General features: G+C 70.7%; 21 protein-coding genes. 14 read left to right on the plus strand and 7 right to left on the minus strand.

Annotated features, from left to right (window positions below; all coding sequences use genetic code 11):
- Positions 1–7: 7 nt before the first annotated feature.
- From BLS56_RS16940 to BLS56_RS16955, 4 genes are all read left to right on the plus strand, one after another.
- Positions 8–901 carry an NAD(P)-dependent oxidoreductase gene (locus tag BLS56_RS16940; RefSeq protein WP_228771703.1) on the plus strand — a complete coding sequence of 298 codons (894 nt, stop codon included), beginning with the start codon at positions 8–10 and terminating at the stop codon, positions 899–901.
- Between the two features lie 169 nt (positions 902–1,070).
- Positions 1,071–2,591 (plus strand): flavin monoamine oxidase family protein, encoded by a 1,521-nt coding sequence (locus BLS56_RS16945; protein WP_091451559.1) that lies wholly within the window; start codon positions 1,071–1,073, stop codon positions 2,589–2,591.
- Between the two features lie 31 nt (positions 2,592–2,622).
- Complete coding sequence (locus BLS56_RS16950; protein ID WP_091451562.1) at positions 2,623–3,822, plus strand: cytochrome P450; 1,200 nt, start codon at positions 2,623–2,625, stop codon at positions 3,820–3,822.
- 230 nt (positions 3,823–4,052) lie between these two features.
- Positions 4,053–5,294, plus strand: a complete 1,242-nt coding sequence (locus tag BLS56_RS16955; protein ID WP_091451564.1) for a WS/DGAT domain-containing protein — start codon at positions 4,053–4,055, stop codon at positions 5,292–5,294.
- Positions 5,295–5,382: 88 nt separating this feature from the next.
- Here the strand turns inward: BLS56_RS16955 and BLS56_RS16960 are convergent, their stop codons facing one another.
- The 4 genes from BLS56_RS16960 to BLS56_RS16975 all read right to left on the minus strand — a co-directional run bounded on the left by BLS56_RS16960 (position 5,383) and on the right by BLS56_RS16975 (position 10,930).
- Positions 5,383–6,975, minus strand: coding sequence for an AMP-binding protein (locus tag BLS56_RS16960; protein ID WP_091451567.1), 1,593 nt, complete (start codon positions 6,973–6,975; stop codon positions 5,383–5,385).
- A gap of 24 nt (positions 6,976–6,999) precedes the next feature.
- Positions 7,000–7,791, minus strand: a complete 792-nt coding sequence (locus BLS56_RS16965; RefSeq protein WP_091451569.1) for an SDR family NAD(P)-dependent oxidoreductase — start codon at positions 7,789–7,791, stop codon at positions 7,000–7,002.
- Positions 7,792–8,233: 442 nt separating this feature from the next.
- The gene (katG, locus tag BLS56_RS16970; protein ID WP_091451571.1) at positions 8,234–10,468 is read right to left on the minus strand and encodes a catalase/peroxidase HPI; all 2,235 of its coding nucleotides are present in this window, start codon (positions 10,466–10,468) and stop codon (positions 8,234–8,236) included.
- Between the two features lie 30 nt (positions 10,469–10,498).
- Positions 10,499–10,930 carry a Fur family transcriptional regulator gene (locus BLS56_RS16975; RefSeq protein ID WP_091451573.1) on the minus strand — a complete coding sequence of 144 codons (432 nt, stop codon included), beginning with the start codon at positions 10,928–10,930 and terminating at the stop codon, positions 10,499–10,501.
- 219 nt (positions 10,931–11,149) lie between these two features.
- Here BLS56_RS16975 and BLS56_RS16980 point away from each other — a divergent pair, with 219 nt between their 5' ends.
- From BLS56_RS16980 to BLS56_RS16995, 4 genes are all read left to right on the plus strand, one after another.
- Positions 11,150–12,343: a sensor histidine kinase gene (locus tag BLS56_RS16980; RefSeq protein ID WP_091451699.1), complete on the plus strand. Its 1,194-nt coding sequence runs from the start codon at positions 11,150–11,152 to the stop codon at positions 12,341–12,343.
- A 19-nt stretch (positions 12,344–12,362) separates the two neighbouring features.
- Positions 12,363–13,058 (plus strand): response regulator, encoded by a 696-nt coding sequence (locus BLS56_RS16985; RefSeq protein ID WP_228771712.1) that lies wholly within the window; start codon positions 12,363–12,365, stop codon positions 13,056–13,058.
- Positions 13,059–13,162: 104 nt separating this feature from the next.
- A complete protein-coding gene (locus tag BLS56_RS16990; protein ID WP_091451702.1) occupies positions 13,163–14,320 on the plus strand; it encodes a GTP-binding protein in 1,158 nt (385 codons plus the stop codon).
- Between the two features lie 79 nt (positions 14,321–14,399).
- Positions 14,400–15,371, plus strand: coding sequence for a hypothetical protein (locus BLS56_RS16995; RefSeq protein WP_091451578.1), 972 nt, complete (start codon positions 14,400–14,402; stop codon positions 15,369–15,371).
- 52 nt (positions 15,372–15,423) lie between these two features.
- Here BLS56_RS16995 and BLS56_RS17000 read toward each other — a convergent pair whose 3' ends face one another.
- Positions 15,424–16,425, minus strand: a complete 1,002-nt coding sequence (locus BLS56_RS17000) for a LacI family DNA-binding transcriptional regulator (RefSeq protein WP_091451580.1) — start codon at positions 16,423–16,425, stop codon at positions 15,424–15,426.
- Between the two features lie 108 nt (positions 16,426–16,533).
- Here BLS56_RS17000 and BLS56_RS17005 point away from each other — a divergent pair, with 108 nt between their 5' ends.
- The 5 genes from BLS56_RS17005 to BLS56_RS17025 are packed head-to-tail and all read left to right on the plus strand — an operon-like array spanning position 16,534 to position 22,500.
- Positions 16,534–17,613 carry an ABC transporter ATP-binding protein gene (locus BLS56_RS17005; RefSeq protein ID WP_091451583.1) on the plus strand — a complete coding sequence of 360 codons (1,080 nt, stop codon included), beginning with the start codon at positions 16,534–16,536 and terminating at the stop codon, positions 17,611–17,613.
- Positions 17,614–17,671: 58 nt separating this feature from the next.
- Entirely contained in the window at positions 17,672–18,973 is a 1,302-nt protein-coding gene (locus BLS56_RS17010; RefSeq protein ID WP_175482880.1) for an ABC transporter substrate-binding protein, read from the plus strand.
- 1 nt (position 18,974) lies between these two features.
- Positions 18,975–19,937: a carbohydrate ABC transporter permease gene (locus BLS56_RS17015; RefSeq protein ID WP_091451586.1), complete on the plus strand. Its 963-nt coding sequence runs from the start codon at positions 18,975–18,977 to the stop codon at positions 19,935–19,937.
- Positions 19,934–20,824 carry a carbohydrate ABC transporter permease gene (locus BLS56_RS17020; protein ID WP_228771704.1) on the plus strand — a complete coding sequence of 297 codons (891 nt, stop codon included), beginning with the start codon at positions 19,934–19,936 and terminating at the stop codon, positions 20,822–20,824. Before BLS56_RS17015 ends, BLS56_RS17020 begins: the two co-directional genes overlap by 4 nt.
- Positions 20,825–20,853: 29 nt before the next feature.
- Entirely contained in the window at positions 20,854–22,500 is a 1,647-nt protein-coding gene (locus tag BLS56_RS17025; protein WP_091451589.1) for a glycoside hydrolase family 13 protein, read from the plus strand.
- A 169-nt stretch (positions 22,501–22,669) separates the two neighbouring features.
- Here BLS56_RS17025 and BLS56_RS17030 read toward each other — a convergent pair whose 3' ends face one another.
- Together BLS56_RS17030 and BLS56_RS17035 are read right to left on the minus strand one after the other, a co-directional pair.
- Positions 22,670–23,191, minus strand: a complete 522-nt coding sequence (locus tag BLS56_RS17030; RefSeq protein ID WP_091451591.1) for a general stress protein — start codon at positions 23,189–23,191, stop codon at positions 22,670–22,672.
- 205 nt (positions 23,192–23,396) lie between these two features.
- Positions 23,397–23,849, minus strand: coding sequence for an Hsp20/alpha crystallin family protein (locus BLS56_RS17035; RefSeq protein WP_091451595.1), 453 nt, complete (start codon positions 23,847–23,849; stop codon positions 23,397–23,399).
- 356 nt (positions 23,850–24,205) lie between these two features.
- Between BLS56_RS17035 and BLS56_RS17040 the strand changes: the two genes are divergently transcribed.
- A complete protein-coding gene (locus BLS56_RS17040) occupies positions 24,206–25,147 on the plus strand; it encodes a M48 family metalloprotease (protein WP_091451598.1) in 942 nt (313 codons plus the stop codon).
- The last annotated feature ends 142 nt before the right edge of the window (positions 25,148–25,289 follow it).

The following is a 25,289-nucleotide window of genomic DNA, read 5'->3' on the forward strand; positions in this document are numbered from 1 at the left end:
ACCACCTGTGTCGACCCTTCCCCCCTCCGAGTCGCCGGTCACCGTCATCGGCCTCGGCCTGATGGGCCAGGCGCTGGCCAAGGCCTTCCTCGCCAACGGCCACCCGACCACCGTCTGGAACCGTTCCGCGGGCAAGGCGGACGAACTGGTCGGCCAGGGCGCCGTCCTCGCCGAATCCGTGCGGGCCGCGGTGGAGGCGGGCCCGCTCGTCGTGGTCTGCGTCTCCGACTACGACGCCGTGCACGGCCTGCTCGACCCGGTCGGCGCGTCCCTGGCGGGCCGCACCCTGGTCAACCTGACCACCGCGAGTTCCACCCAGGCGCGTGAGACCGCGCAGTGGGCGGAGAAGCTTGGCGTCGCCTACCTCGACGGCGCGATCCTCGCCCTGCCCGCGGCCATCGGCACCTCCGAGGCCACCATGCTCTACGCCGGGTCCCAGGCCGCCTTCGGCGAGCACGAGGCCACCCTCAAGGCGCTGAGCGAGGACGTCACCGTCTACCTGGGCGAGGACCACGGCCTGTCGGCCCTGTACGACATGGCTGTCCTGACCATCATGTGGGGCGTGCTCAACAGCTTCCTGCACGCCGCGGCGCTGCTGGGCACCGCGAACGTGAGCGCGGGCGCCTTCGCGGGCATGGCCACGACCGCTATCAACGTGACCGCCGACTACGTGACGGCCTACTCCGAGCAGATCGACGCGGGCGAGTTCCCGGCCACCGACGCCACCGTCAATGTCCACCTGGGCGGTATGCGGCACCTGCTTGAGGAAAGCGAGGTGCTCGGCGTCAACATCGACCTGCCCAAGTTCTTCCTGCAAGTGGCCAACCGCGCCGTCGTGGACGGGGACGCCGAGAACAGCTACGCGGCCTTGATCAAGCAGTTCCGCAAGCGCTCCGCCTGACCGACGGCCGCACCACTTTCTGAATCACCTTTTAAGTTTTTCTTTCCGCACTCGCGGTAGCGGAGTCGGGAATCCGGATCGTCCGTATTCGCTCGATTCGGATTCCCGTCCTCGCGACGACCGCCGCTGGTGTGGTGTGTTCTTCTTTCATCTCATCCTGGGGGATAAAATGACTGACAATGACGCGCGTCCTGGCTCGGGGGGCAGCGGCCACTTATCGAGGCGGACCCTGCTCAAGGCGGGTGGGCTCGTCGTCGCGGGCACGGCGGCGGGCTTCGGCGCCGCCGCGATCGCCGAGGCGACGGAGTCCGCGCAAGCCGCGGAGCAGGCGGGCCGCAGCGACTACGACACGATCGTGGTCGGCGCTGGCCTGGCCGGGCTCACCGCCGCGCGTGAGCTGCGCAAGAAGGGCCGTCGGGTCCTGCTGCTCGAGGCGCGCGACCGCATCGGCGGCCGCACCTGGACCGACCGCTTCAACGACTACGAGATCGAGCGCGGCGGCGCCTGGGTCGACCCGCTGCAGCCGCACGTGTGGCGCGAGCTGTCCCGGTACAACCTCACGATCGTCGCCGACCAGGGCCCCGAGCGGGTTCTCATGCCGACTCCGGGGGGCTTCGCCGAGTTCGACCCGGTGACCGCCTACACCCGGCAGGGCGAGCTGTTCACCCCGTTCTTCGCCGGAGCCAGGGACTACTTCCCCAAGCCCTACGCGCCCTTCACCCGCGAGGACCTGCTCACCCCGCTGGACGGCCTGTCGCTGCGCGACCGCCTCAACCAGCTGGCATACCCTCCCGCGGACGAGATGCGCATGACCGGCACCACCAGCTTGTACGGAGCGCCCTCCAGCCGCGGCGGGCTGCTGCAGCTGGCGCAGTGGTGGGCACTGGCGGGCTGGAACTACACCGGATTCTCCGGGGTCAACACCTTCCGCATCGAGCGCGGCACGGTCGCCCTGGCCACTGCGATCCTCAACGAGGGCAAGCCCGACCTCAAGCTCCGCGCCCCGGTCGCCTCGGTGGTGCAGGCCAACGGCACGGTCCGGGTCACCACCCGCTCCGGGGCCGCCTTCACCGCCCCCGAGGTCATCATGGCGGTGCCGGTCAACGTCTGGAAGACCATCGCCTTCAGCCCCGGCCTGCCCCAACCGCACCTGGAGGCCACCGCCCAGGGCTATGGCGTGCCCAGGCAGAAGAAGCTGTGGCTGGACCTGGCCACCCCCACCGACCGGTTCATCGCCGAGGCGCCCGAGGGCTTCCCGTTCGCCATCATGGGCCGCCTCAACGACAACGCCCCCGCCGTGGCGTTCACCGTCGACACCTCCTTCGACGTCACCAACCGCGCCGCGGTCGAGGCAGCCGTCCGCGAGATCATCCCGTCCGCTGTGGTGCGCAGCCACACCGTGTCCGACTGGCAGGCCGAGGAGTTCTCCCTCGGCGGACCCGCGTTCCGCCAGCCGCGGCAGCTGACCAGGCTGCACCGCGCGATCGGCCAGCCGCTGGGCAGGGTCAAGTTCGCGGGCGACGACCTCGCCCTCGGGTGGAGCGGCTACATGGACGGCGCCATCGAGTCCGGCCTGCGGGTCGCGGGCGCGCCGACCCTGGCGCCGTCGCCGAACGCCTCCCCGGACACCCAGGGCATGGCCCTGCCGAAGGTGAACCGCCGGGTTTACCGCTCTTTCGTCGGCCTGTGACCACCGACCCGGCACCAGATCAGGGGAGGCCATGAGCGCCACCGAGCACATCACCGCGGACACAGCCGCCGATCCTGTCGACTCGCTGTTCTCCTGGTTCCGCGAGATGCAGGACACCACACCGGTGCACCACGACGACGAGTACGGCTGGCAGCTGTTCCGCCACGCCGACGTCACCCGGGTCCTCACCGACCCGAAGACGTTCTCGTCGGAGACGGTGCGGCTGTTCAACGACCCCCAGCCCGACCTCGACCTGTTCCTCACCGGCAACCTGGTCACCAGCGACCCGCCGCACCACAGGAAGCTGCGCCAGGTCATCAGCCACTCCTTCACCCCGCGCGCGGTGGGCGACCTCGCCGAGCGGATCGGCCGGACCGTCGACTCGCTGCTCGACGACCTGCCCGCGTCGGGCCGGTTCGACCTGATCGACGCGGTGGCGTACCCGTTGCCGATCATCGTCGTCACCGAGATGCTCGGCCTGCCCGCGGGTGACGTGCACCGGTACCGGGCGTGGGGCGACGCGCTCGGCGCGCTCGACGCGGCCACGGTCCCGCCGGACGTGATGGCGGCCGAGGTCGCGCCCGCGATCCGGGAGATGAACGAGTACATCCTCGAGCACGTGCGCGCGCGCCGGAAGAACCCGGCCGACGACATGCTCACCGGGCTGGCCCACGCCACCATCGACGGGGAACCGCTGCGGGACGGCCACCTCATCGGCTTGGTGGGGCTGACCCTGTTCGCGGGCCATGCCGCGTCCATGGCGCTGCTGGGCAACGCGGTCATCACCTTCGACCGCCACCCCGAGGCGCTGGCCGAGGTGCGGGCCGACCGCGACCTGCTGCCGGGCGCGGCCGAGGAGCTGATGCGCCTGTATCCGCCGTTCTCCCGCATGGCGCGCGTGACCACCGCCGAGACCGATCTCGGCGGCCACCGCGTCGGCAAGGACGAACTGGTGACCCTGTGGACCGGCGCGGCGAACCGGGACCCGCGGCGCTTCGCCGACCCGGACCGCTTCGACATCCACCGCGCCACCGGCGGCCACATCGCCTTCGGCCAGGGCATCCACTTCTGCCTCGGCGCCCCGCTGGCCCGGCTGGAGGCCAGGATCGCGCTCAACAGCCTGTTCGACCGCTTCAGCGAGATCACCGTCGACCACGACGCCGGAATGGAGTGGGAGAACCCGATGCAGTTCATCTGCCCCCGGCGGCTCCCGGTGCGTGTCTCCGGCTGACTCCGGCTTGGTGGACCGGGAGCGGTTGTCGCTCCCGGTCCACCAAGCTCGACGGCCGACGCGGAACGGGCGAGCGGAAATCCTGTTCTTCGACGGGCCTTCCACGTCATGGCACCCCATGCGAACACATGGTCCACTGTGGAGCGACGCCACCGCGGACGCGCACGTGCGCGCACCGCCCCGAGCACGGCAGGCGAGCGCGTGGTCGGTCATCCCCCTAACCTCAGACCATGACCACCGCTGACGTCGGCTCCGCGTCGTTGCGGGTCGACTCGCTGACGCGGGCCTTTCTGGCGATGCAGGAGGCGACCGGCTCTTCCGGAAGCCTCTACTTCGGGGTCCTGCTGCGGCTCAGGGGCACACCGCCGCCCGTCGACACGCTGCGCGCCCTGGTGGGGCGCCACCTCGACCACCTGCCCGCGTTCACGCACCGGCTCGCGCAGGGGAGCGAGCCGCGTTGGGAGCGCGTGGAAGTGGATCTGGACGCGCACATCGACGTGTTGCCGGCGGCCGTGGTCGGGCCGGAGCCCGCGACGGTGTGGCTGGGGCCCGACCCGGAGCGGAACCGGCCCCTGTGGCGGATGTGGCTGCTTCCCGGCGACGGCGAGACCTGGGGCGTCGGCTGCCTCGTCCACCACGCGGCCCAGGACGGGGTCGCCCTGCTGCGCACCCTCGAAGTGGTCTTCGGCGACCGCTCCCCGACCTGGAAGACCCAGCCGAGGAAACCCCGCCCCTGGCACGCGCTTGGCGCCCTGCCGGACCTCGCCGCGGCGCTCACCCCGGCGCGGAAGGTCGCCGCGCTGGCGCAGGCCCCGGACGCGCCGCGGCGCCTGACCTGGCGGAGCGCGCCGCTGAGCGACCTGCGGACGATCAGCGCGGCGAGCGGGGCCACCATCGGCCAAGCCCACTTGGCCGCCCTCACCGGGGCGCTGCGGCTGTGGTCCCCGACGTCCGACGTCACCGGCGCCACGCTGCCGGTGTGCGTGCCGGTGGACACCAGGAGGGACGGCGAGGACCAACCGGCCGCGGGCACCTCGATCGGGCTGATGCGCGTCGCGTTGCCCTGCGGGGAACCCGATCCGCTGCGGCGGCTGGCGGCCGTGACGCGCGCGGCGTCCCGCCGCAGAATGGCCGCCCGCCGACCCGCGCTGCGCGCGCTCGCCGAGGATCTCCCGCCGGGGCTCGGCACGGTGTGCGTCACGCTGCTGGGCAGCCGCCGCAACGTCGCGTTGACCGCGTCGAGCTTCCCGCCGGTCCGGCCGCTGGCCGTGGCGGGCACGCCGGTGGACGAGGTCATCGCCATTCCCTGGCTGCCGCCCAAGCACACCTGCTTCACGATCCTCACCAGCTACCAGGGCCAGGCCACCCTGTCCGTGCTGACCGCGCTCGACCCAGCGCGGACCGCTGACCTCGCCGACTGCTGGGCCGACGCGCTGACCACGCTGCGGATCGCCTGCGACAACCGGAAATGACCCGATGGCGTCGACGGTGCTGTCCCCGATTTCGGGAAGCCAGGGAATTCCGTCCGAGCCGAGGGCCTGTGCCGGACACCCGCGCCGCTTAGGAACCGCCCGAGTCGGCCTGGCGCTGGGCGACCTCGCGCAGCCAGTCGAGGTCGGGTTTGCCGCCGGGACCATGCTTGATCTTCTCCACGAGAACGACTTGCCGGGGGCACTTGTGGTCGGCGAGGTCTCCGCGCACGTGCGACCGCACGGACTCCACCGTCGGCTCCGCGCCGGACCGCGGCGCGATGACGGCCACGACCCGGTGCCCCCACCGCGGATCGGGCGCGCCGATCACGTTCACGTCCTCGACGTCCGGGTGGCCGCCGACGGCCTGTTCCACTTCCTCGGCGAACACCTTTTCCCCGCCGGTGTTGATGATCCGGCTCGACCGGCCGCGCAAGGTGACCGCGTCGCCGGGTTCCACGGTCGCCTCGTCCCCGGGAACGACGTGGCGGACGCCGTCGATGACCCGGAACGCCCGCGCGGTCTCCGTTGGGTCGTCGAGGTAGCCGATGTCGTCGCGGGTGGGCGCGGCCAGCGAGCCCGCTTGCCCGGTCGGCACGTCGCGGCCGTCCTCGTCCACGACCCGGCACCCCGGCAGCAACGTGAACCGGCCGGTGACCGGATCGTCGCCCCGGGTGGTGACCGACCGCGCGAACGGCCCGCCCTCGGACGCGGCGACCAAGTCCTCCAACTCGGCGTCGAAGTGCTCCAGCAGCCGCTTTTTGGTCTCCGCGCTCCACATCACGCCCGCGCTCATGATCCGCCGCACGCTGTCCACAGTGTACGGTCGACCGTGTTCGGCCGCGCGGTCGAGCGCGTCCGCCAGGGGAACCGAGAACGCGTCGCCCACCAGGCACACCGTGGTGACCCGGTGCCTGCCGATCCGCTCGGCCAGTTCGTCCGGGTCGAAGGACCGGGAAGGCAGGAACACCACCGTTCCCGCGGCGAGCAGACAGCCCAGCGTGGTGTAGAGGCCGGTCGCGTGCATCAGCGGCGGCGCCACCAGGGTCACCTCAGGCGGGCCGTCGAGCAGGGCGCGGGTGGTGGCGCGCAGTTCGGACAGGTCGGCGGGCATGGCCACCCCGCGCGGCCGGTAACCGTTGTCCGCCACCACTTCGAGAAGCCAACGGTGCGTGGTCAGGACGCCCTTGGGCGCGCCTGTCGTCCCGCCGGTGAACGTCAGCCACTCGTCTTCACCCGAGCGTTCGACCCGGTGCGCCGGGGGAGTCGCGGATAGCGCGGCCTCGTAGTCCGCCCCGGCCGCGAGCATCGGCATCGGCGGCAGTCGGTCGCGCACGCCCGTCACCTTCTCCGCCAGCGCGGCGTCGTGGACCAGCGCCCCGGCGCCGGAACGGGTCAGCAGGTCCACCAGCTCGCGGTCTTGGTAGCGGTGGTTGACGTTCACGGCCGTGGCCCGCAGTTTCATCGCCGCGAGCACGGTCTCCACGTACTCGGGCCCGTTGTGCAGGGCGACGGCGATCCGCGCGCCCCGGCCCAGGCCCTGGGCCGCGAACCATCCGGCCAGCCGCGCGGCGCGGTCGTCAAGCGCCCGCCACGTCCGGGTCAGGTCGCCGTGCGCGACCGCGACCCGGTCACCCGCCTCGTCGGCCACGGCTTCCAGAAGCGTGGCGAGATTGTCGTCCATCCACTTTCCTTTCCGGGTCGGCCGCTATTTCTTCTCGGCGGCGAGTTCGGCGAGGTCGTCTTCCGCCGTGACATACCGGCCGGACAGAGTGTCAGCCTCGCCTGTCACGAGGCGCAGCAGCGTGCTCTTGGCCTGCTCGATGCTGGTGAACCGGCCCTCGTCTTTTTCGTGGCGGAAGAACTCTGCGACCTTTTCCTCCCACGGATCGGAATGCTCCGCGGTCATGAGCTCGTGCGTCATTCCGGCGTCGATCAGGCCCGGGTGGTAGCTGACCACGCTGACGTGGTGCGGTTTCAGTTCGACGGCCAGATTCTCGGTCAGCTTGATGATCGCGCCTTTCGACACCGAGTAGGCGCTCGCGTGCGGCCACCGGTGCTTGCCCGCGTGGCTGGTGATGTTGATGATCCGCCCGCGCTCGCTGGGCGCCATGACCTCGGCGGCGGCGCGGCAGGCCAACAGGGTGCCGCGGACGTTCACCTCGAAGGTGTGCCACCATGCGGCCTCGTCGACCTCCCACGTCGGCCCGAGCGGACCGGGCGTGCCCGCGTTGTTCACCAGCACGTCGAGTTTGCCGAACGCGTCCACGGCGTGGTTGACCGCGTGCTCGATCTCCTTGCGGTCGGTGACGTCGGCCCTGACCGCCTCGGCGGTTCCGCCCGCCTTCCGCAATCCGCGCACCGCGTGGTCAAGCGCCGCCTGGTCGCGGCCGGTCACCAGCACCGCGGCCCCGTCCTCGGCCAGCGCGCGGGCGAACTCCAGGCCCAATCCCTTGCCGCCGCCGGTGACCATCACCGCCAGGTCGCGCGCTGACCCCATGTCTGGTTCCTCCTCGTTCCGGGCGCCCCGCTCACGTCGATGGGGACGGTGAGCAGCCGATTCGGTCGGTGTACCCGGACGGCCGCTGTCCCATGGCCTTCGCCCCGGGAACCGGCGAAGTTCACCCCGAAGGAGGCATCCCCATTTTCCGTGGCTATTGAATGCCCAATCCACTATGCATTATCTAGATAAGGGAGAAATGCTGACTGGGAAGTGGAGGCGCAGTGTGTGCGGAGGTTTCTGAATGGGAAAGAAAAAACGCCCGGACGGAGAGGGGCGCTTGGCTCGATGGAGAAGTCAGCTCGGCGGCTGTTCCGGGGAAACAGGGGCCAACCGTGATGTCCAGGTCGGCGGGCGGGGCCGCCGACCTGGACATCGGGGTCAGGCTGGGTGGGTCAAGCCGGGTGGATCAGGCAGGAATCGGGCAGGAATCAGGCAGGAATCAGGCGATGTCGAACCGGTCGAGGTTCATGACCTTGTCCCAGGCGGACACGAAGTCGCGGACGAACTTCTCCTTGGCGTCCTCGCTGGCGTAGACCTCGGCGACGGCGCGCAACTCGGAGTTCGAGCCGAAGACGAGGTCGACGCGGCTGCCGGTCCACTTGACCGCGCCGGTGCCGCGGTCGCGGCCCTCGAAGGTCTCCGCGTCCTCGGACGCCGCCGACCACTGCGTGCCCATGTCCAGCAGGTTCACGAAGAAGTCGTTGGTCAGCGACCCGGGGGTGGCGGTGAGCACGCCCAGCGGGGACTGCTGGTGGTTCGCGCCCAGGACCCGCAGGCCGCCCACCAGGACGGTCATCTCGGGCGCGGTCAGGGTGAGCAGGTTCGCGCGGTCGATCAGCAGGTACTCCGACGGCAGGCGGTGGCCCTTGCCGCGGTAGTTGCGGAACCCGTCCGCGGTCGGCTCGAGCGGGGCGAACGACTCGGCGTCGGTCTGCTCTTCCGTGGCGTCGGTGCGGCCCGGGGTGAAGGGGACCTGGACGTCGAAACCGGCGTTCTTGGCGGCCTGCTCGACCGCGGCGCAGCCGCCGAGGACGATGAGGTCGGCCAGCGAGACCTTCTTCCCGCCGGTCTGGGCGCTGTTGAACGACGCCTGGACCTCTTCCAGGGTGCGCAGCACCGTCGCCAGCGTGTCGGGGTCGTTGACCTCCCAGGTCCGCTGCGGTTCGAGGCGGATGCGCGCCCCGTTCGCGCCGCCGCGCTTGTCGCTGCCGCGGAACGTCGACGCCGACGCCCACGCGGTGGAGACGAGCTGCGCGGTGGTCAGGCCGGAGTCGAGCAGGCGGGCCTTGAGGGCGGCGATGTCCTCGGCGTCGACGAGTTCGTGGTCGACGGCGGGCACCGGGTCCTGCCAGACCAGCGTCTCGCTGGGCACCAGCGGGCCGAGGTAGCGCTGGATCGGGCCCATGTCGCGGTGGGTGAGCTTGAACCAGGCCCGGGCGAACGCGTCGGCGAACTGGTCCGGGTTCTCCAGGAACCGCCGGGAGATCGGCTCGTAGATCGGGTCGACGCGCAGCGCGAGGTCGGTGGTCAGCATCGTCGGCTGGTGCTTGCGCGCCGGGTCGTGCGCGTCGGGCACGGTGCCCGCGCCAGCGCCGTCCTTGGGCTTCCACTGGTTCGCGCCAGCCGGGCTCTTCTCCAGCTCCCACTCGTAGGCGAACAGGGTCTCGAAGAAGGTGTTGTCCCAGGTCACCGGGGTGGGGGTCCAGATGCCCTCCAGCCCGCTGGTGATCGTGTCCGGGCCCTTGCCGGTGCCGAAGGTGTTGTTCCAGCCGAAGCCCTGCTCCTCGATCGAGGCGCCCTCGGGCTCGGGGCCGACGTACTGGTTCGGGTCGGCCGCGCCGTGGGTCTTGCCGAACGAGTGGCCGCCCGCGATCAGTGCGACGGTCTCCTCGTCGTTCATCGCCATGCGCCCGAACGTCTCGCGGATGTCCCTGGCCGCCGCGAGCGGGTCGGGGTTGCCGTTGGGGCCCTCGGGGTTGACGTAGATGAGGCCCATCTGGACGGCGGCCAGCGGCTCTTCGAGGTTCCGGTCGCCGGTGTAGCGCTCGTCGCCGAGCCAGGTGCGCTCCGGGCCCCAGAAGACGTCCTCGTCGGGCTCCCAGACGTCGGCGCGGCCGCCGCCGAAGCCGAAGGTGGTGAAGCCCATCGTCTCCAGCGCGCGGTTGCCCGCGAAGATCATCAGGTCGGCCCAGGAGATCTTGCGGCCGTACTTCTGCTTGACGGGCCAGAGCAGGCGGCGCGCCTTGTCGAGGTTGCCGTTGTCGGGCCAGCTGTTCAGCGGCGCGAACCGCTGCATACCAGCGCCCGCGCCACCGCGGCCGTCGCTGATGCGGTACGTGCCCGCGCTGTGCCACGCCATGCGGATCATGAACGGCCCGTAGTGGCCGAAGTCGGCGGGCCACCAGTCCTGCGAGGTCGTCAGCACCTCGTCGACGTCGTGGGCCAGGGCGTCGAGGTCGAGGGTGGCGAACTCGGCGGCGTAGTCGAAGTCCTCGCCCATGGGGTTGGCGGCGGCGGTGTGCTTGCGGAGGATCGCCAGGTTGAGCTGGTTCGGCCACCAGCCACGGTTGCCGCCGCCTTCGGTGGGGTGGTTGAAGCGACCGGTGGAGACCGGGCAGCCGCCCGCGTTCTCCACGTTCATCTCTCCAACGACGGCGTCAGGACTGTCAGACACAGGAATCCTTCCAAGGATCAAACGGTGAGTTCAGGAACTGGTTGCGGTGGAGCAGGCGGGGCACAGGCCCCAGTAGACGACCTCGGCTTCGTCGATCGTGAAACCGTGGTCGTGGGACGCGGTCAGGCAGGGCGTGCTCCCGACCGCGCAGTCGACGTCGGCGATGGCGCCGCACGACCGGCACACCACGTGGTGATGGTTGTCCCCGACCCGGGCCTCATACCGCGCCACCGATCCCTGCGGCTCGATGCGCCGCAGCAGCCCGGCGCTGGTCAACGCGCGCAGCACGTCGTAAACGGCCTGGTGGGACACGCCGCCAAGCCCCGCGCGAACAGCCGTGATGATCGAGTCCGTGTCGGCGTGCGGATGCTCGTGCACCGCGGACAGCACCGCGACCCGGGGACGTGTCACACGCAGCGCGGCTCCCCGCAACATGCGCTCGTAGTCCAAAGGTGTCGGCACGCTCTGGAGTGTGCCCCATTTTCTGGAATCAATCAAGAATCCAGTAGGTGTCCTCGACGCGACTGGCTGGTGTCCAGGTCCGGTTTCCGCGTGCGGTCCGTGTCGATCCGGCTTGCCAGGGGATGCGTCGGGGTGCCCGCGCGGGTCAACCAGCCGTGGTAGCCGGTGGGTAAACCTGAGTGTGACGCGCGGTTGTCGGTCGCCGGCTAGGTTGTGCGGATGCGCGGCGATCTTCCGGCACGGTGGCTGACCTCGGTCCCTCCCTACACGGTGGACGTGATCATCGCCGTCGGGCTCACGGCGATCGGCTGCCTGGTCGAGGACCAGTACGTGCCTAGCGGTGTCGGTGGAGACGAGCTCGCCTATGGTCTGACCGCCTTGGTCTTCCTGCCGTTGGCGGTGCGCAGGCGATGGCCGGTGACGGTGCTGGTGGTGACCTCGCTGGCGTTCCTGGCGTATCTGGCTCTCACCGGCCGCAACCAGCCGACGCCGAAGTACTGGGCGCCGATGCTCGCGCTCTACACGGTCGCGGGCACCCGGCCGCCGCTGACCGTGGTCACGGGCGCGGTGGTGCTGGCCCCGCCGCTGTTCTGGGCCGGGTTGCGGGCGTCGTTGGCTCCGCATGTCGCGGTGGGCATGGTCGTGGCCGCGGTCGCGGTGGCCTGGGGGTTCGGCGATGTGAGCCGCAGGCTCGGCGAGAGCAACCGGAAGCTGGTCGAGCTGACCAGGCAGCTGCACGCCGAGCAGCGGGCCAGGACCGAGCGGGCGCTGACCGGGGAACGGGTGCGCATCGCCCGGGAACTGCATGACGTGGTGGCGCATCACATGGCGGTGATCGCGGTGCAGACCGGGTTGGCCGGGCATGTCTTCCACTCCGACCCGCCCGCGGCGCACGCCGCGCTGGACACGGTCGCCGCGGCGAGCCGGGAGGGGCTGCGGGAGATGCAGCGGATGCTGCGCCTGCTGCGCTTCGACTCGGACGACCCGGTGGGCGGGCAGCGGTCATCGACCCCGGGCCTGGCCGACTTGCCCGCCCTGATCGACCGGGTGCGCGCCGCGGGCGTCCCGGTGACGCTGGAGTTGACGGGGACGCCCACCGTGTTGCCCTCGGGCCTGCAACTGTGCGTCTACCGCGTGGTCCAGGAAGCGCTGACCAACGTCATCAAGCACGCCGCGGGGAGCCGGACGACCGTGGCCGTCCACCGTGGCGCCGACCGGATCACCGTGCGGATCGGCAACGAGGCTCCGGCGGCGCGAGTCGCGCCCGCCGAGTCCGACAGCCCGCGCCACGGGCTGATGTCCATGCGCGAACGCGCCGCCCTTTACGGCGGAACCGTCAGCGCACGACCGAGACCGGAGGGCGGCTTCGATGTCGAACTCACCCTACCCAGCACAGACCGAACAACGGTATAAGCATCGCGTGGCTGGGGGAGTGGTCAAGCTGATGGTGGTGGACGACGAGGTCCTCATCCGCGCCGGACTCGCCGCGCTGCTGCGCGCGACACCCGGCTTCGAGGTCGTCGCCGAGGCTGCGGACGGGGAACAGGCCGTCGCGCTGGCTGCCGCGACCGGCCCGGAGGTGATCCTGATGGACATCCGGATGCCCGGTGTCGACGGCATCCACGCCACCGAGCGCATCCTCGCCGCCAGCCCTGTCCCGCCCCGGGTGATGGTCTTGACGACCTTCGACCTGGACGAGTACGTCTACGCGGCGCTCCGCGCGGGCGCTGCGGGGTTCCTGCTCAAGCAGACCGAGCCGCGCCAGCTGATCTCCGCCATCGAGGTCGTCGCGGCGGGGGAGACGCTGTTCGCCCCGTCGGTCACCCGCAGGCTCATCGAGGCGTACCTCGCCCATTCCGGCGAGTCGCCACGGCCCCAGGCGGTCCCGCCCGGCCTCCGGCATCTCACCACCCGAGAGCGGGAGGTGTTGCGGCATGTGGCCACCGGGAAGTCCAACACCGAGATCGCCGCCGCCCTCACCGTGAGCGAGGCGACCGTGAAGACCCACCTCAACCGCACCATGACGAAACTCGCCCTGACCAGCCGGGCGCAGGCGGTCGTGCTCGCCTACGAGACCGGGCTGGTCATTCCTCGGGCTTGCCTCGACGCGGACGTCCCGACCGCCTGATCGGCCACGCGCCCGGCAAACCCGCCCCTGCCGCCGATGAGGCTTCGCTGAGCGCGCGGGAGCCCGGCGGAGACAACTAGTCGAATATGATTATCATGTTCTGCATGTCGTCGCCGTCGCGTGTTCCTGTCACCGTGTTGTCCGGCTTCCTGGGGGCGGGCAAGACCACGCTGCTCAACCACGTCCTGGCCAACCGCGAGGGGCGCCGGGTGGCGGTGGTGGTCAACGACATGAGCGAGGTCAACATCGACGCCTCCCTGATCGCCGGGCGCGGCGGGGAGCGGCTGGTGGAGCTGACCAACGGCTGCATCTGCTGCACCCTGCGCGAAGACCTCCTCGACAGCGTCGCCGCCCTGGCCAGGGAAGGCAGGTTCGACACCATCCTGATCGAGTCCACCGGCATCTCCGAGCCCATGCCGGTGGCCGCGACCTTCGAATGGGTCTTCGACGACGACACCAGCCTGTCCGACCTCGCCCGGCTCGACACCATGGTCACCGTCATCGACACGGCCAACTTCCTCACCGAACTCGACCGCGGCGACACCCTCACCGACCGCGCCCTGGCCGCGGGTGATGGCGACGAACGCGGCATCTCCGACCTGCTGATCGACCAGGTCGAGTTCGCCGATGTCCTGGTGCTCAACAAGACCGACCTCGCCACCCCCGACCAGGTGGCCACCGTCGAAGGACTCGCCCGCGTCCTCAACCCCACCGCCCGGCTCATCCACTCCGTCCGCGGCACGATCGACTTGGCCGAAGTCCTCGACACCGGCCGCTACGACCCGGTCACCGCCGCCGCCACCCCCGGATGGGCCGCCGAACTCGCAGGCGGCCACACCCCGGAAACCGAGGAATACGGCATCCGCTCGGTCACCTACCGCGCCACCCGCCCCTTCCATCCCGCCCGCCTCGCCGCCGCCATCGAAGACTGGCGCGGGGTGCTCCGCAGCAAGGGCTTCTGCCACATCGCCACCCGCCCCGACACCCTCGCGGTCTGGTCCCAGGCGGGCCCCAACCTCACGATCGACCCAGGAGAACTCCTCGACAACCGCCTACCCGGTCAGGAACTCGTGTTCATCGGCATCGACCTCGACCCCGCCGAGCCCCAGCGCCGACTCGACCCCGCCCTGCTCACCGACGACGAGATGGCCGCGGGACCCGAACACTGGCGCCTGATGGAAGACCCACTGCCCCCCTGGGAAGACCCCGAACCGCACGACCACGCCCATGGCGGCATCGCGTCCGGCCACGACACGACCTGACGACCGGGCCTTCGTCGCGTTCGGCGGCCCGCGGGAAGGGTATCTTTCGCCGACTTCGCGGATGACCTGGGAGCAAGCAGTGTCCAACGACATCTTCGACCACCCTGAGCTGCGCGATCCAGAATGGAACCGGGTGGCTCGGCGGGCCGTGCGCGGTGTGCGCTGGCGTCGGTTGCGGAATCCTCGTCGGCCGGGGCCGCCCGCGTTCTGGTGGAGGCACCGCGTCAAGATCATCTCCGTGGGTGTCCTCCTGGCGATTCTCGGCCTGGGCGTGGTCGCCGTGGGCTCGGTCGAGCGCGGGGCTGTCCCGCCCCGGGCGTCCGGAGCGCCGACGACCACCGCGACCGTGCCGAGTGAGATCCGACGGGTCGACTTGGCCCAGCCGTTTGTCGGCACCCCCGCGGCCGGTTGGTCCGATGGCGAGAGCGGTGTGGTGGCCCCCACGCCCGTGGCCGTGAACGGCTTCACCGCCGCACAGGTCGCCGCCGCGACCGAGCAGATTCGGCGTGTGCTGGTCGCGGCCCGGCTCGACCCGGAGGTGCTCCGGGGCGGAAACCTGGAGTCCTTCGTGGCGCTGTTCGCCCCGAAGGCCCGGGACCAGATCGCCACCGACAGCTCCAACCGCACGAATCTGGCTCCTGAGCACCGATTGCTCGACGTCGCCCCGAAAGTCGACGGCCGAATGACCGTCGAGCCGGGGGCCGAGGGGGAGTTGGTGGTGCGCACCAGTTACGTCTTCGCCTACGCTTTCGCCCCGCACGACCCGACTGTGATCCACGACCCGCTGGATATCGTCAGCGTGGTCAGGGTCGACGCGGACTACATCTACCGCGCTCATGCCAAGTTCGCCGAAAGCAGTGTCGGACTCTGGCCGGGCAAGCTGGAAAGCTTCTATTACGCCATGTCCTGCGCCGCCCTGGAGAAGGGCCTGCTTGCCCCCTACTATACCGAACGGGGCAAGTACGCGCACCAGGAAGTGGCTTTCGAGAAGGAGCAGGCGTTCGATCTCGCCACCCCCGTGTTCGTCGCCGTGAGCTGCCCTGATTCCTGAACGTCGTTCGGCGCTGGACCGCAGGTCGGCGTCGCGGTTCGGGTCGCCGTGCTCAGGCGGTGTCGCGGATGATCAGGCGGAGGATGTCCGGCGGGGGAGCGGGTTCGCCGCGTTTTCCCTGGACGGCGTCGGCGATCAGGGCGGACAGGTGGGTGCTCATCGCGGCGATGTCCTGGTCGACGGTGGTGAGGGCAGGGTTGGCGAAGGGGGCGGTGGGGATGTTGTCGACGCCGACGACGGCCAGGTCGTGCGGGGCGGCCAGGTTCAGCGCGCGCATCCCGGCCAGGACCGCGAAGGCGAGTTCGTCGTTGTAGGCGCAGACCGCGGTGGTGCGGGGCTCGGCCCGCCAGGCCGCCACCGCCGAAGTGGCGCTGGAGAGGTCGAGATCGACCGGCTGGACCGACGGGGCGGCGAGGCCGTTCTCGCGGCACGCGGCGGCGACTCCGGACAGGCGCAGGTCGACCAGGTGCCGGACCCGCTCGTCGGTGGGGGCGGCGTAGCCGAGGCGGCGGTGGCCCGCGGCGATGAGGTGCGCGGCCTGGAGGCGGCCGATGCGGTCGTTGGGCGCCAGGACCACCACCGGGTGGTCGGCCGCGGGTTCCGAACCCGGGCGCACGCACACCAGGTGGACGTCCGCGGCGCGCATGGCCTGGTGCTCGGCGGAGCCCACCGGGGTGAAGGCGATCACCGCGGCGGGGGCGAGTTCGCGCCAGGTCGCCGCCAGCGTGCGGCGCGGCTGTTCCTGGTGGGTGATCAGGCCAAGGCCGATGGCGCCCAGGTCCTCGGTCAGCGCCTCGATGAGGTGGGCGATGTGCGGGCCGATGGGCAGGCCGGTCAGCGCCAGCAGGACGGTGTCGCCGCGGCCGCGGATGAGCGCCCGCGCGGCCGCGGAGCGGGTGTAGCCGATTTTCTCGACCGCGTCGCGCACGCGGCGGCGGGTGGCGTCGGGGATCTTCTGATTCGGGTTGTCGTTGAGGACGTAGCTGACGGTCGCCTGCGACACGCCTGCCTCCCGCGCCACGTCGGCGACCGTGATCCGTTTGCGAGCGCCCATAGCGCCGATTCCTCCTGAGGCCTTGACCACACCGCGAGCCACGCCTACCTTAGCTGAAACGTTTCACTGAAGCGTTTAAGTGATCTAAGGCACTGCGGAGGGAAGTCGATGGCGACCGTCACCTACGAGAAGGCCACGCGCGTCTACCCCGGGGCCGAGCGCCCAGCGGTGGACGCCCTGCACCTGGAGATCGCCTGCGGGGAGTTCCTGGTGCTGGTCGGGCCGTCCGGCTGCGGGAAGTCGACGAGCCTGCGGATGCTGGCGGGCCTGGAGGACGTCGACGACGGCGCCATCCACATCGGCGACCACGACGTCACCCACCTGCCGCCCAAGGACCGGGACATCGCCATGGTGTTCCAGAACTACGCGCTCTACCCGCACATGAGCGTCGCCGACAACATGGGCTTCGCGCTGAAGATCGCCGGTGTGTCCAAAGAGGAGCGACGCAGGCGGGTCGCGGAGGCCGCCGCGCTGCTCGACCTGGAGCCCTACCTGGACCGCAAGCCCAAGGCGCTCTCCGGCGGCCAGCGCCAGCGGGTCGCGATGGGCCGGGCGATCGTGCGCGAGCCGAGGGTGTTCCTGATGGACGAGCCGCTGTCCAACCTCGACGCCAAGCTGCGCGTGCAGACCCGGACCCAGATCGCCGCGCTGCAGCGGCGGCTGGCCATCACCACCGTGTACGTGACCCACGACCAGGTCGAGGCCATGACGATGGGCGACCGGGTGGCGGTGATGAAGGACGGGAAGCTACAGCAGTGCGCCGCGCCGCGCGAGCTGTACGACCGGCCCGCCAACGTCTTCGTCGCCGGGTTCATCGGCTCCCCGGCGATGAACCTCACCGAGGTCGCGGTGGACGAGGACGGCGCGAGGGTCGCGGGCACGCGCGTTCCCCTTGGCCGTGCCGCCGTGCGGGCGATCGCAGCCGAAGGCGGGTCCAGGGCCACTCTGGGCTTCCGGCCCGAGTCGCTGGAGCCGGTCGGCTCCGCTGACGGCGGTTTCGCCGTGCTTGTCGACGTCGTGGAGGAACTCGGCGCCGACGCGTTCTGCTACGGCAGGCTCGAGAACGGCGCCGACGTGATCGCCAAGGTCGACGCGCGTGTCCCGCCGCGCAAGGGCGAGCGCCTCCATTTCCGAATCCGGCCCGGCGAGACCCACCTGTTCTCCGCCAAGACCGGAGACCGGCACTAGCCCGTATCGGTGGCCGTCCCGGCCCACAGCCGACTGTCCAGTGGAGAAGGAGTTAGGCGTGCACACCACGAGAGCCCGCATCGCCGCGGGCGCGCTGACCGCCGCGGTGGTGGTCGGGTTGACGTCCTGCGCGAGCGCGGGCGGCGGCGCCCCGGCCAGGGGCGGCGGGTTCGAGGGCCGCGGCCCGATCAACTACGTCGCGGGCAAGGACGTGAGCGGGACCTTCCGCGGCGTCGTGGACCAGTGGAACCGCGAGCACCCCGACGAGAAGGTCACCTTTGTCGAGCTGCCTGAGCAGTCCGACCAGCAGCGCCAGCAGCACATCCAGAACGCGCAGACGCGCTCGGATGCGAACGCGGTGATCGCCCTCGACGTCGTGTGGACCGCCGAGTTCGCCGCCAACCGCTGGATCGAGCCGCTGCCGGAGGAGCAGTTCCCGCTCGACCAGACGCTGCCGCCGGTGGTCGAGGGCGCGAAGTACCGCGGCGTCCTGTACGCGGCCCCGGCGTGGGCGGACGGCGGTTTGCTGTTCTACCGCACCGACCTGCTCGCCGAGGCGGGCATCGACAAGCCGCCCACGACATGGGCGCGGCTGCGGTCGCAGTGCGGCCAGGTGCTCGCGCTGCCCAACGCCGCGGGCATGTCCTGCTACGCGGGCCAGTTCGAGAAGTACGAGGGGCTCACCGTCAACTTCGCCGAGGCCGTGCAGTCCGCGGGCGGCGCGATCGTGGACGAGAACGGCAAGCCCACTGTGGACACCCCGCAAGCAAAGCGGGGGCTGGACTTCCTCGTCGACGGCTTCAAGTCCGGGCTGATCCCGCGCCCGGCCATCACCTTCCAGGAGGAGCAGGGCAGGCAGGCGTTCCAGAAGGGCCAGCTGGTCTTCCACCGGCAGTGGCCCTACCAGCACGCGCTGGCCAGCAAGACCGACGGGTCGAGCGCGGTCGCCGGGAAGTTCGATGTCGCGCCCCTGCCGGGGGCGGACGGGCCCGGCTCGTCCAGTCTGGGCGGCTGGAACCTGGCCGTGTCCTCGTTCGCGAAGAACAAGGCGACCGCGCTGGACTTCGTCAAGTACATGACCTCCGCGCAGCGCCAGCGCCAGAACCTGGAAGCCGCCTCGCTGGCGCCCACCTACACCAGCCTGTACGACGACCCGGAACTGGTGCGGGCGTTCCCGTACCTGCCCACGCTCAAGGCCTCGATCATGACCGCGCAGCCCCGGCCGAGGGTGGTGCGCTACGGCGACGCCGCCGGCGCGATCCAGGACGAGGCCTACGCCGCGCTGACGGGCGTGAAGAGCAGCGAGGCCGCGCTCGCCGACCTGCAGGGCCGCCTCGACAAGATCACCGGGGGGCGGTGACATGACCGCGGTGCTGTCCCGTCCGCCCTCGGACCGCCGCGCCGGGTCGGCCCGGCTCGGCGCGCTGCTGGTGGCGCCCACCGTCCTCGTGCTCGCCGTCGTCGTCGCCTACCCCACGGTCCAGGCGGTGTGGCAGTCGCTGTACGGCGCGCGGGGAATCGACCCGGAGTCCGGATTCGTCGACGACACCGAGCCGTTCGTCGGCCTGGACAACTACGCCGTCCTGTTCACCAGCGCGGGCGACCGGTTCTGGAACGCGCTCGCCAACACCGTGTTCCTCACCGGGACCTCGGTCGCGCTGGAGATCGTCCTGGGCGTGGGGATGGCGCTGATCATGCACCAGGCGCTGCGCGGGCGGGGGCTGGTCCGCGCGGGCATCCTCATCCCGTGGGCCATCCCGACCGCGATCGTGGCCCTGCTCTGGCGGTGGATCTTCAATGCCGACGGCCTCGCCAACGCGATCCTGCCCGGCCAGGTCCTCTGGACCAGCGAGGGCCTGCACGCCAAGCTCGCGGTCGTCTTCGCCGACGTGTGGAAGACCGCCCCGTTCGTCGGGCTGCTGGTGCTCGCCGGACTCCAGGTCATCCCCAAGGAGGTCGACGAGGCGGCCAGGGTCGACGGGGCCGGGTCATGGCGGCGGCTGCGGAGCATCACGCTGCCGCTGGTCAAGCCCGCGCTCCTGGTGGCGGTGCTGTTCCGGGTGCTGGACGCGCTGCGCATGTTCGACATGCCCTATGTGCTCATCGGTGCCCGCAAGGAGTCGGTGGAGACGCTGTCGATGCTGGCGCACGACGAGGCGTCCAACGTCCGCTTCGGCCCGGGCGCGGCCTACGCGGTCATCTTGTTCGTGTTCGTCTTCCTGGTGGCGTTCGCGTTCGTCAAGCTGCTCGGCGCCGATGTCGTCGGCGACGCGGGCAAGGGCGTCCGGAGCAGGAAGACCCGACGAGCGAAGGTGATCGCGTGAGCGTCCTGGAAAGTCCCGTCGCGGCGACGCCCCCGAGGACCCGGCCCGCCTCAGCGGCCGCCCGCAAGCGCACCCGAGGACCGCTGGTGATGATCGGCGTCACCGTCGTCATCGTGTTCTGCCTGGCCCCGTTCTACTGGATGGTGGTGTCCAGCTTCCGGCGCACGTCCGACATCTTCGACAAGTCGGCGCTGCCGTCGCCGTGGTCGCTGGAGAACTACACCGCCGTGTTCGACCCCGATCAGGGCTTCCTGCGGTCGATGGCCAACAGCCTGGTCGTTGCCGGGACGACGACGGCGCTCGCGCTGGTCATCGCCACGCTCACCGCGTACGCGATGGCCCGCCTGGACTTCCCGTTCAAACGCCTGGTGCTGACCGGGATCATCGCCACATCGATGTTCCCGGTGGTCTCGATCGTGGTGCCGCTGCTCAAGCTGTTCACCGACTGGGACTGGATCAACACCTACCAGGCCATGGTCGCGCCGAGCCTGTCGTTCGCGCTGCCCCTGGCGGTGTGGATCCTGACCGCGTTCTTCCGGCAGATCCCGATCGAGCTCGAACAGGCCGCGATGATCGACGGCTGCACCCAGGGGCAGGCGTTCCGCCGGATCGTGCTGCCGCTGGCCGCCCCCGGCGTGTTCACCACCGCGATCATCACGTTCGTCGCGGCGTGGAACGAGTTCCTCATCGCGCTGTCCATGACCAACGACGCGGCCATGCAGACCGCGCCGGTGGCGATCTCGAAGTTCACCGGCGCCAGCCAGTTCGAGACGCCGTTCGGCAGCCAGATGGCCGCGGGCGTGCTGGTCACCATCCCACTGGTGGTCCTGGTCGTGGTGTTCCAACGCCGAATCGTGGACGGCCTGACCGCGGGCGCGGTCAAATGACTCACCGACAACGAAAAGGACTGATTGCCATGACCCGCACCAACTGGTGGCGCGACGCGGTCATCTACCAGATCTACCTCCGCAGCTTCGCCGACGGCGACGGCGACGGCATCGGCGACTTCGCCGGACTCCGGTCCCGACTGGACTACCTCGCCGAACTCGGCGTCGACGGCGTCTGGCTCAACCCGTGCTTCCCCTCGCCGCAGGCCGACCACGGCTACGACGTCGCCGACTACACCGACATCGAGCCCGACTACGGCGACCTGGCCGCCTTCGACGCGTTCGTCGGCGAGGCCCACGAGCGCGGGCTGAAGGTGCTGCTCGACCTGGTGCCCAACCACTGCTCAAGCGCGCACCCCTGGTTCACCGCCGCCCTGGCCGCGGGCCCCGGCTCGCCCGAGCGCGAGCGGTTCATCTTCCGCGACGGCCGCGGCGAGCACGGCGAGCTGCCGCCGAACAACTGGAACTCCCAGTTCGGCGGGCCCGCCTGGACGCGGATCACCGAGCCGGACGGCGCCCCAGGACAGTGGTACCTGCACTTCTTCGACTCGGCCCAAGTGGACTTCAACTGGCGCCACCCCGACGTCACCGCGCTGTTCGACGACGTGCTGCGGTTCTGGTTCGACCGGGGCGTCGACGGCTTCCGCATCGACGTCGCGCACGGCCTCTACAAGCACGAGGAACTGCCGGACTGGGACGGGGGCCGCTTCAACGAGCACGCCTGGGACCGCCCGGAGGTGCACGACATCTACCGCCGCTGGCGCGCCATCGCCGCGTCCTACGGGCCAGACCGCGACCTGACGCTGGTCGGGGAGATCTGGGTCCCCACCGTCGAGGCCCTGGCCGCCTACCTGCGCGAAGACGAGCTGCCGCAGGCGTTCTTCTTCGACCTGCTCATGCAGCCCTGGAGCGCGGCGGGCTGGCGGACCTCCATCGAGCGGGCGTTCGCCGACATCGGCTCGACCGGCGCCACCATCACCTGGACGCTGGCCAACCACGACGTGCACCGCGCGGTCACCCGCTACGGCATCGTCACCCCCGCCGAGTTCCCCGTCTCGCTCGACCCGCAACTCGCCCTGGTCCGCCCGCGCGGCGAGGTCGACTTCGCGCTGGGGGAGCGGCGTTCCCGGGCCGCGACCCTGGCCCTGCTGGCGCTGCCCGGCTCGCAGTACCTCTACCAGGGCGAGGAACTGGGCCTGCCCGAGGAGGTCGACCTGCCCGACCACGCCCGCCAGGACCCGAGCTGGAAGCGCACCCAGGGCGTCGACTTCGGCCGCGACGGCTGCCGCGTGCCCCTGCCGTGGAGCGCCCAGCCCGGCAGCTTCGGCTTCTCCCCACCGGAGGCCACCGCGGCTCCCTGGCTTCCCCAACCGGACTGGTTCGGCAAGTACGCGGTGGCCGAACAGGCCGCGGACGCGGGGTCGATGCTCGCCCTGCACCGCGCCGCCCTCCGCGTCCGCCGCACCGAGCCAGGCCTGACCGCGCCGGAGTTCACCTGGCTCGACGCCCCGCCGAACGTCATGCTCTTCGCCCGCGGCAACGGCGTCGCGTGCGCGGTCAACTTCGGCGCCGCGCCGTTCGAGCTGCCCGAGGGCAGCGAGGTCCTGCTGTCGAGCACGCCACTCGCGAATGGCGCGGTGTCGACCGACACCGCCGTCTGGCTGCGACTGCCCTGACCGGAACGCGTCAGTCCCACCGCATCCCCCGACTCTCGCGGTGAGCCGACGCGTCAATTGACAGCGGCCGAACTGGTGCGCGGTAGACGCGCGCTCCCCGCCCTCCCGCCACCCCGGTCGCATCGGCGCCCCCTCCAGCGTGACCTGGAGGGGGCGCCGATGCCGTGTCTCAGGCGCTGGATGGACTGGCGAGGGCCAATTCGGCCAGCAGGTCCCTGCCTTTCTCGGCGTGCCGTGGTTCGCAGAGCACGTCGTAGCGCCCCGCGACGATCTGGGTGGTGGAGACGAAGTCGCGCTGGCCGCGCAGGGACGCGTAGCTCGCTGCGGCGAACGACGCGCCGAAGGCGACACCGGTGAGCAGGCCGATCAGGATCGGCGCGAGTGTGGGGCCGGGACTGAACAGGCCGAGCAGCAGCCCGACGAACAGGCCGAACCAGGCGCCGGACGCTGCGCCGCCGCCCAGGACACGCGGCCAGGTCAGGCGGGCGGCGACCCGTTCGACCACCATCGGTTCGACCCCGACGATGGTGAGGTCTTGCACGGGGAAGTCGTGGTCGGCCAAGTAGTCCACGGCGCGTTGGGCTTCGGCGTAGGTGGCGTAGGAGCCGATGGGCCAGCCAGTCGGTGGGGTCGGCAGGTTCACCAGACCGGGCGCGGTGAGCTGGGTGGCGGAGAGTCGCGTGGTGGTCATGCGGCGGCACCTCCATCGTCACGGTCACGAAACAGGTTGGGACCGGTCGGTTTCAGACAGCGTTTCCTTCTGCGGCACGGCCTCGCGGTTCAGCTGAGCCGTCCGGCTCGGGCGGCGGCCTCGCGCGCATCGCCTCCGGCGCGCGGAGGTGGGTGTTGTAGCGGCCCCGGCCCGCGGGCCGGGGCCGCACCGGGACACGCCGGGCTCACGTGCCCCTGATGGCGATGCGACGCGGCTTGGCCGCCTCGCTCTTGGCCACGCGGATGGTCAGCACGCCCTCGTCCAGCGACGCCTCGACCTTGTCCGCGTCCACGCTGTCGGGCAGCGTCACCCGGTAGGAGAACTCGCCGGTGCGGCGGGTGCGGTGGCGCAGCAGACCCTGCCGCTCCTTCTGCTTCAGCTCCCCGGTGACGACCAGGTCGTTGCCGACGAGCTCGATGGCGACGTCCTCGCGCTTGACACCGGGCAGGTCGACCTCGACGACGTAGGCGTCCTCGACCTCGGTCACATCCGCCAGCGGAGCCCACGCGATGCCCTGGTCGAGCCGACCCAACGCCGAGTCCATCCACCGGCCCAGCTGGCTGTAGAGGTCCTCGAACTCACGGAACGGGTCCCAGCGACCCACCTGATTGCCCGATCGCACGGCAGGCAGCGCCATGGTTCACACCTCCCACTACTAGATCCACTTGGTCACGGTCTTCGTCAACGGTCACCGATAGTCGGCACCGCGGTGGCGCCGCCCTGGACAACGCCCACCGCAACGAGGTTGTTCCCAGATTGAGTCTGATCCACTCAACTTTTTCGCCTCTCGATCACCGCCCTTCCCCCGGTCGCAGTTGAGTGCGTGAGGCTCAACTTTGGGAACCCGGGGCGATGATGTCGCGTTGGCGATGGTGCGAGCGCCTCCGAGCTGACCTGGGTATTCGCATGCTGAGGAGAGCTGGCTGACCGTCAGGCAAGCACACCACGCCAAGGTGGACGAGCCGTCACCGCGAGAGGAAGAAGCTGACCACAATGCGCCACCATCACAGCCGTTGCCGCAACGGACTCAAGACCGCGTCGCTGCTCGGTCTGCTCACTGCCCTCGTCATCGCCTTCGGCCACTGGGTCGGCGGCGGCCCCGGCCTGATCGCCGCCACCGTCCTGTCACTGGCGATGAACGCGGGCGCCTACTTCTGGTCCGACAGACTCGCGCTGCGGGCCATGGCCGCCGAGCCCGTCACCGAGCGGCAAGCGCCACGGCTGCACGCGATGGTCCGCGAACTGGCCGCCGCCGCTGGGCAGCCCATGCCACGGCTGCACATCAGCCACATCGCCCAGCCCAACGCGTTCGCCACCGGCCGGAACCCGCGCCACGCCGCGGTCTGCGTCACCGACGGCATCCTGCGCCTGCTCACCCCGCGGGAGCTCCGCGCGGTTCTCGGGCACGAACTGTCCCACGTGCGCAACCGGGACATCCTCATATCCAGCGTGGCCGCCGCCCTGGCAGGCGTCATCACCTCGCTGGCCAACCTCGCCCTGTTCCTCCCACTCGGAACGTCCGACGACGAGGACACGCCTAACCCGCTGGCGGTGCTGCTGATGGTGATCCTCGGCCCCATCGCCGCCGGGCTGATCCAGTTGGCCGTCAGCCGCGGCCGCGAGTACGAAGCCGACGCCGACGGCGCGCGCCTGTCCGGCGACCCACTCGCCTTGGCCGACGCCCTGGAGAAAATCGAACACTGGACCCGGCGGATGCCGCTGCCTGCCGACGCCCCACACGCTGCCCAAGCCCACCTCATGATCGCCAACCCGCTCGCGGGCGACGGACTGGCCGCGCTGTTCCACACGCACCCGCCCACAGCCGACCGCATCCACCGGCTGCGCCAGATCGCCGGTCGCCTGCCGCGCCGCGCCCACGGCGCGCGGGCGGACGACGTGGCAGGGCGGGAGACGGCACCCCTGACCAGGAGGTGAGGCGCCATGCCCAGTACGGCCAAGGCACAGGCGACCCGGCTCGGTGCCGTGGTGGCGGCGGCGATCGTCGCGCTGTCAGGCTGCACCGGCGACGACGACACCCCGTCGAGCCACGAACCGACCACCGCGGCCTCCGCCCCGC

The organism is Actinokineospora iranica, assembly GCF_900101685.1.
In the GTDB taxonomy this organism is placed as follows: domain Bacteria; phylum Actinomycetota; class Actinomycetes; order Mycobacteriales; family Pseudonocardiaceae; genus Actinokineospora; species Actinokineospora iranica.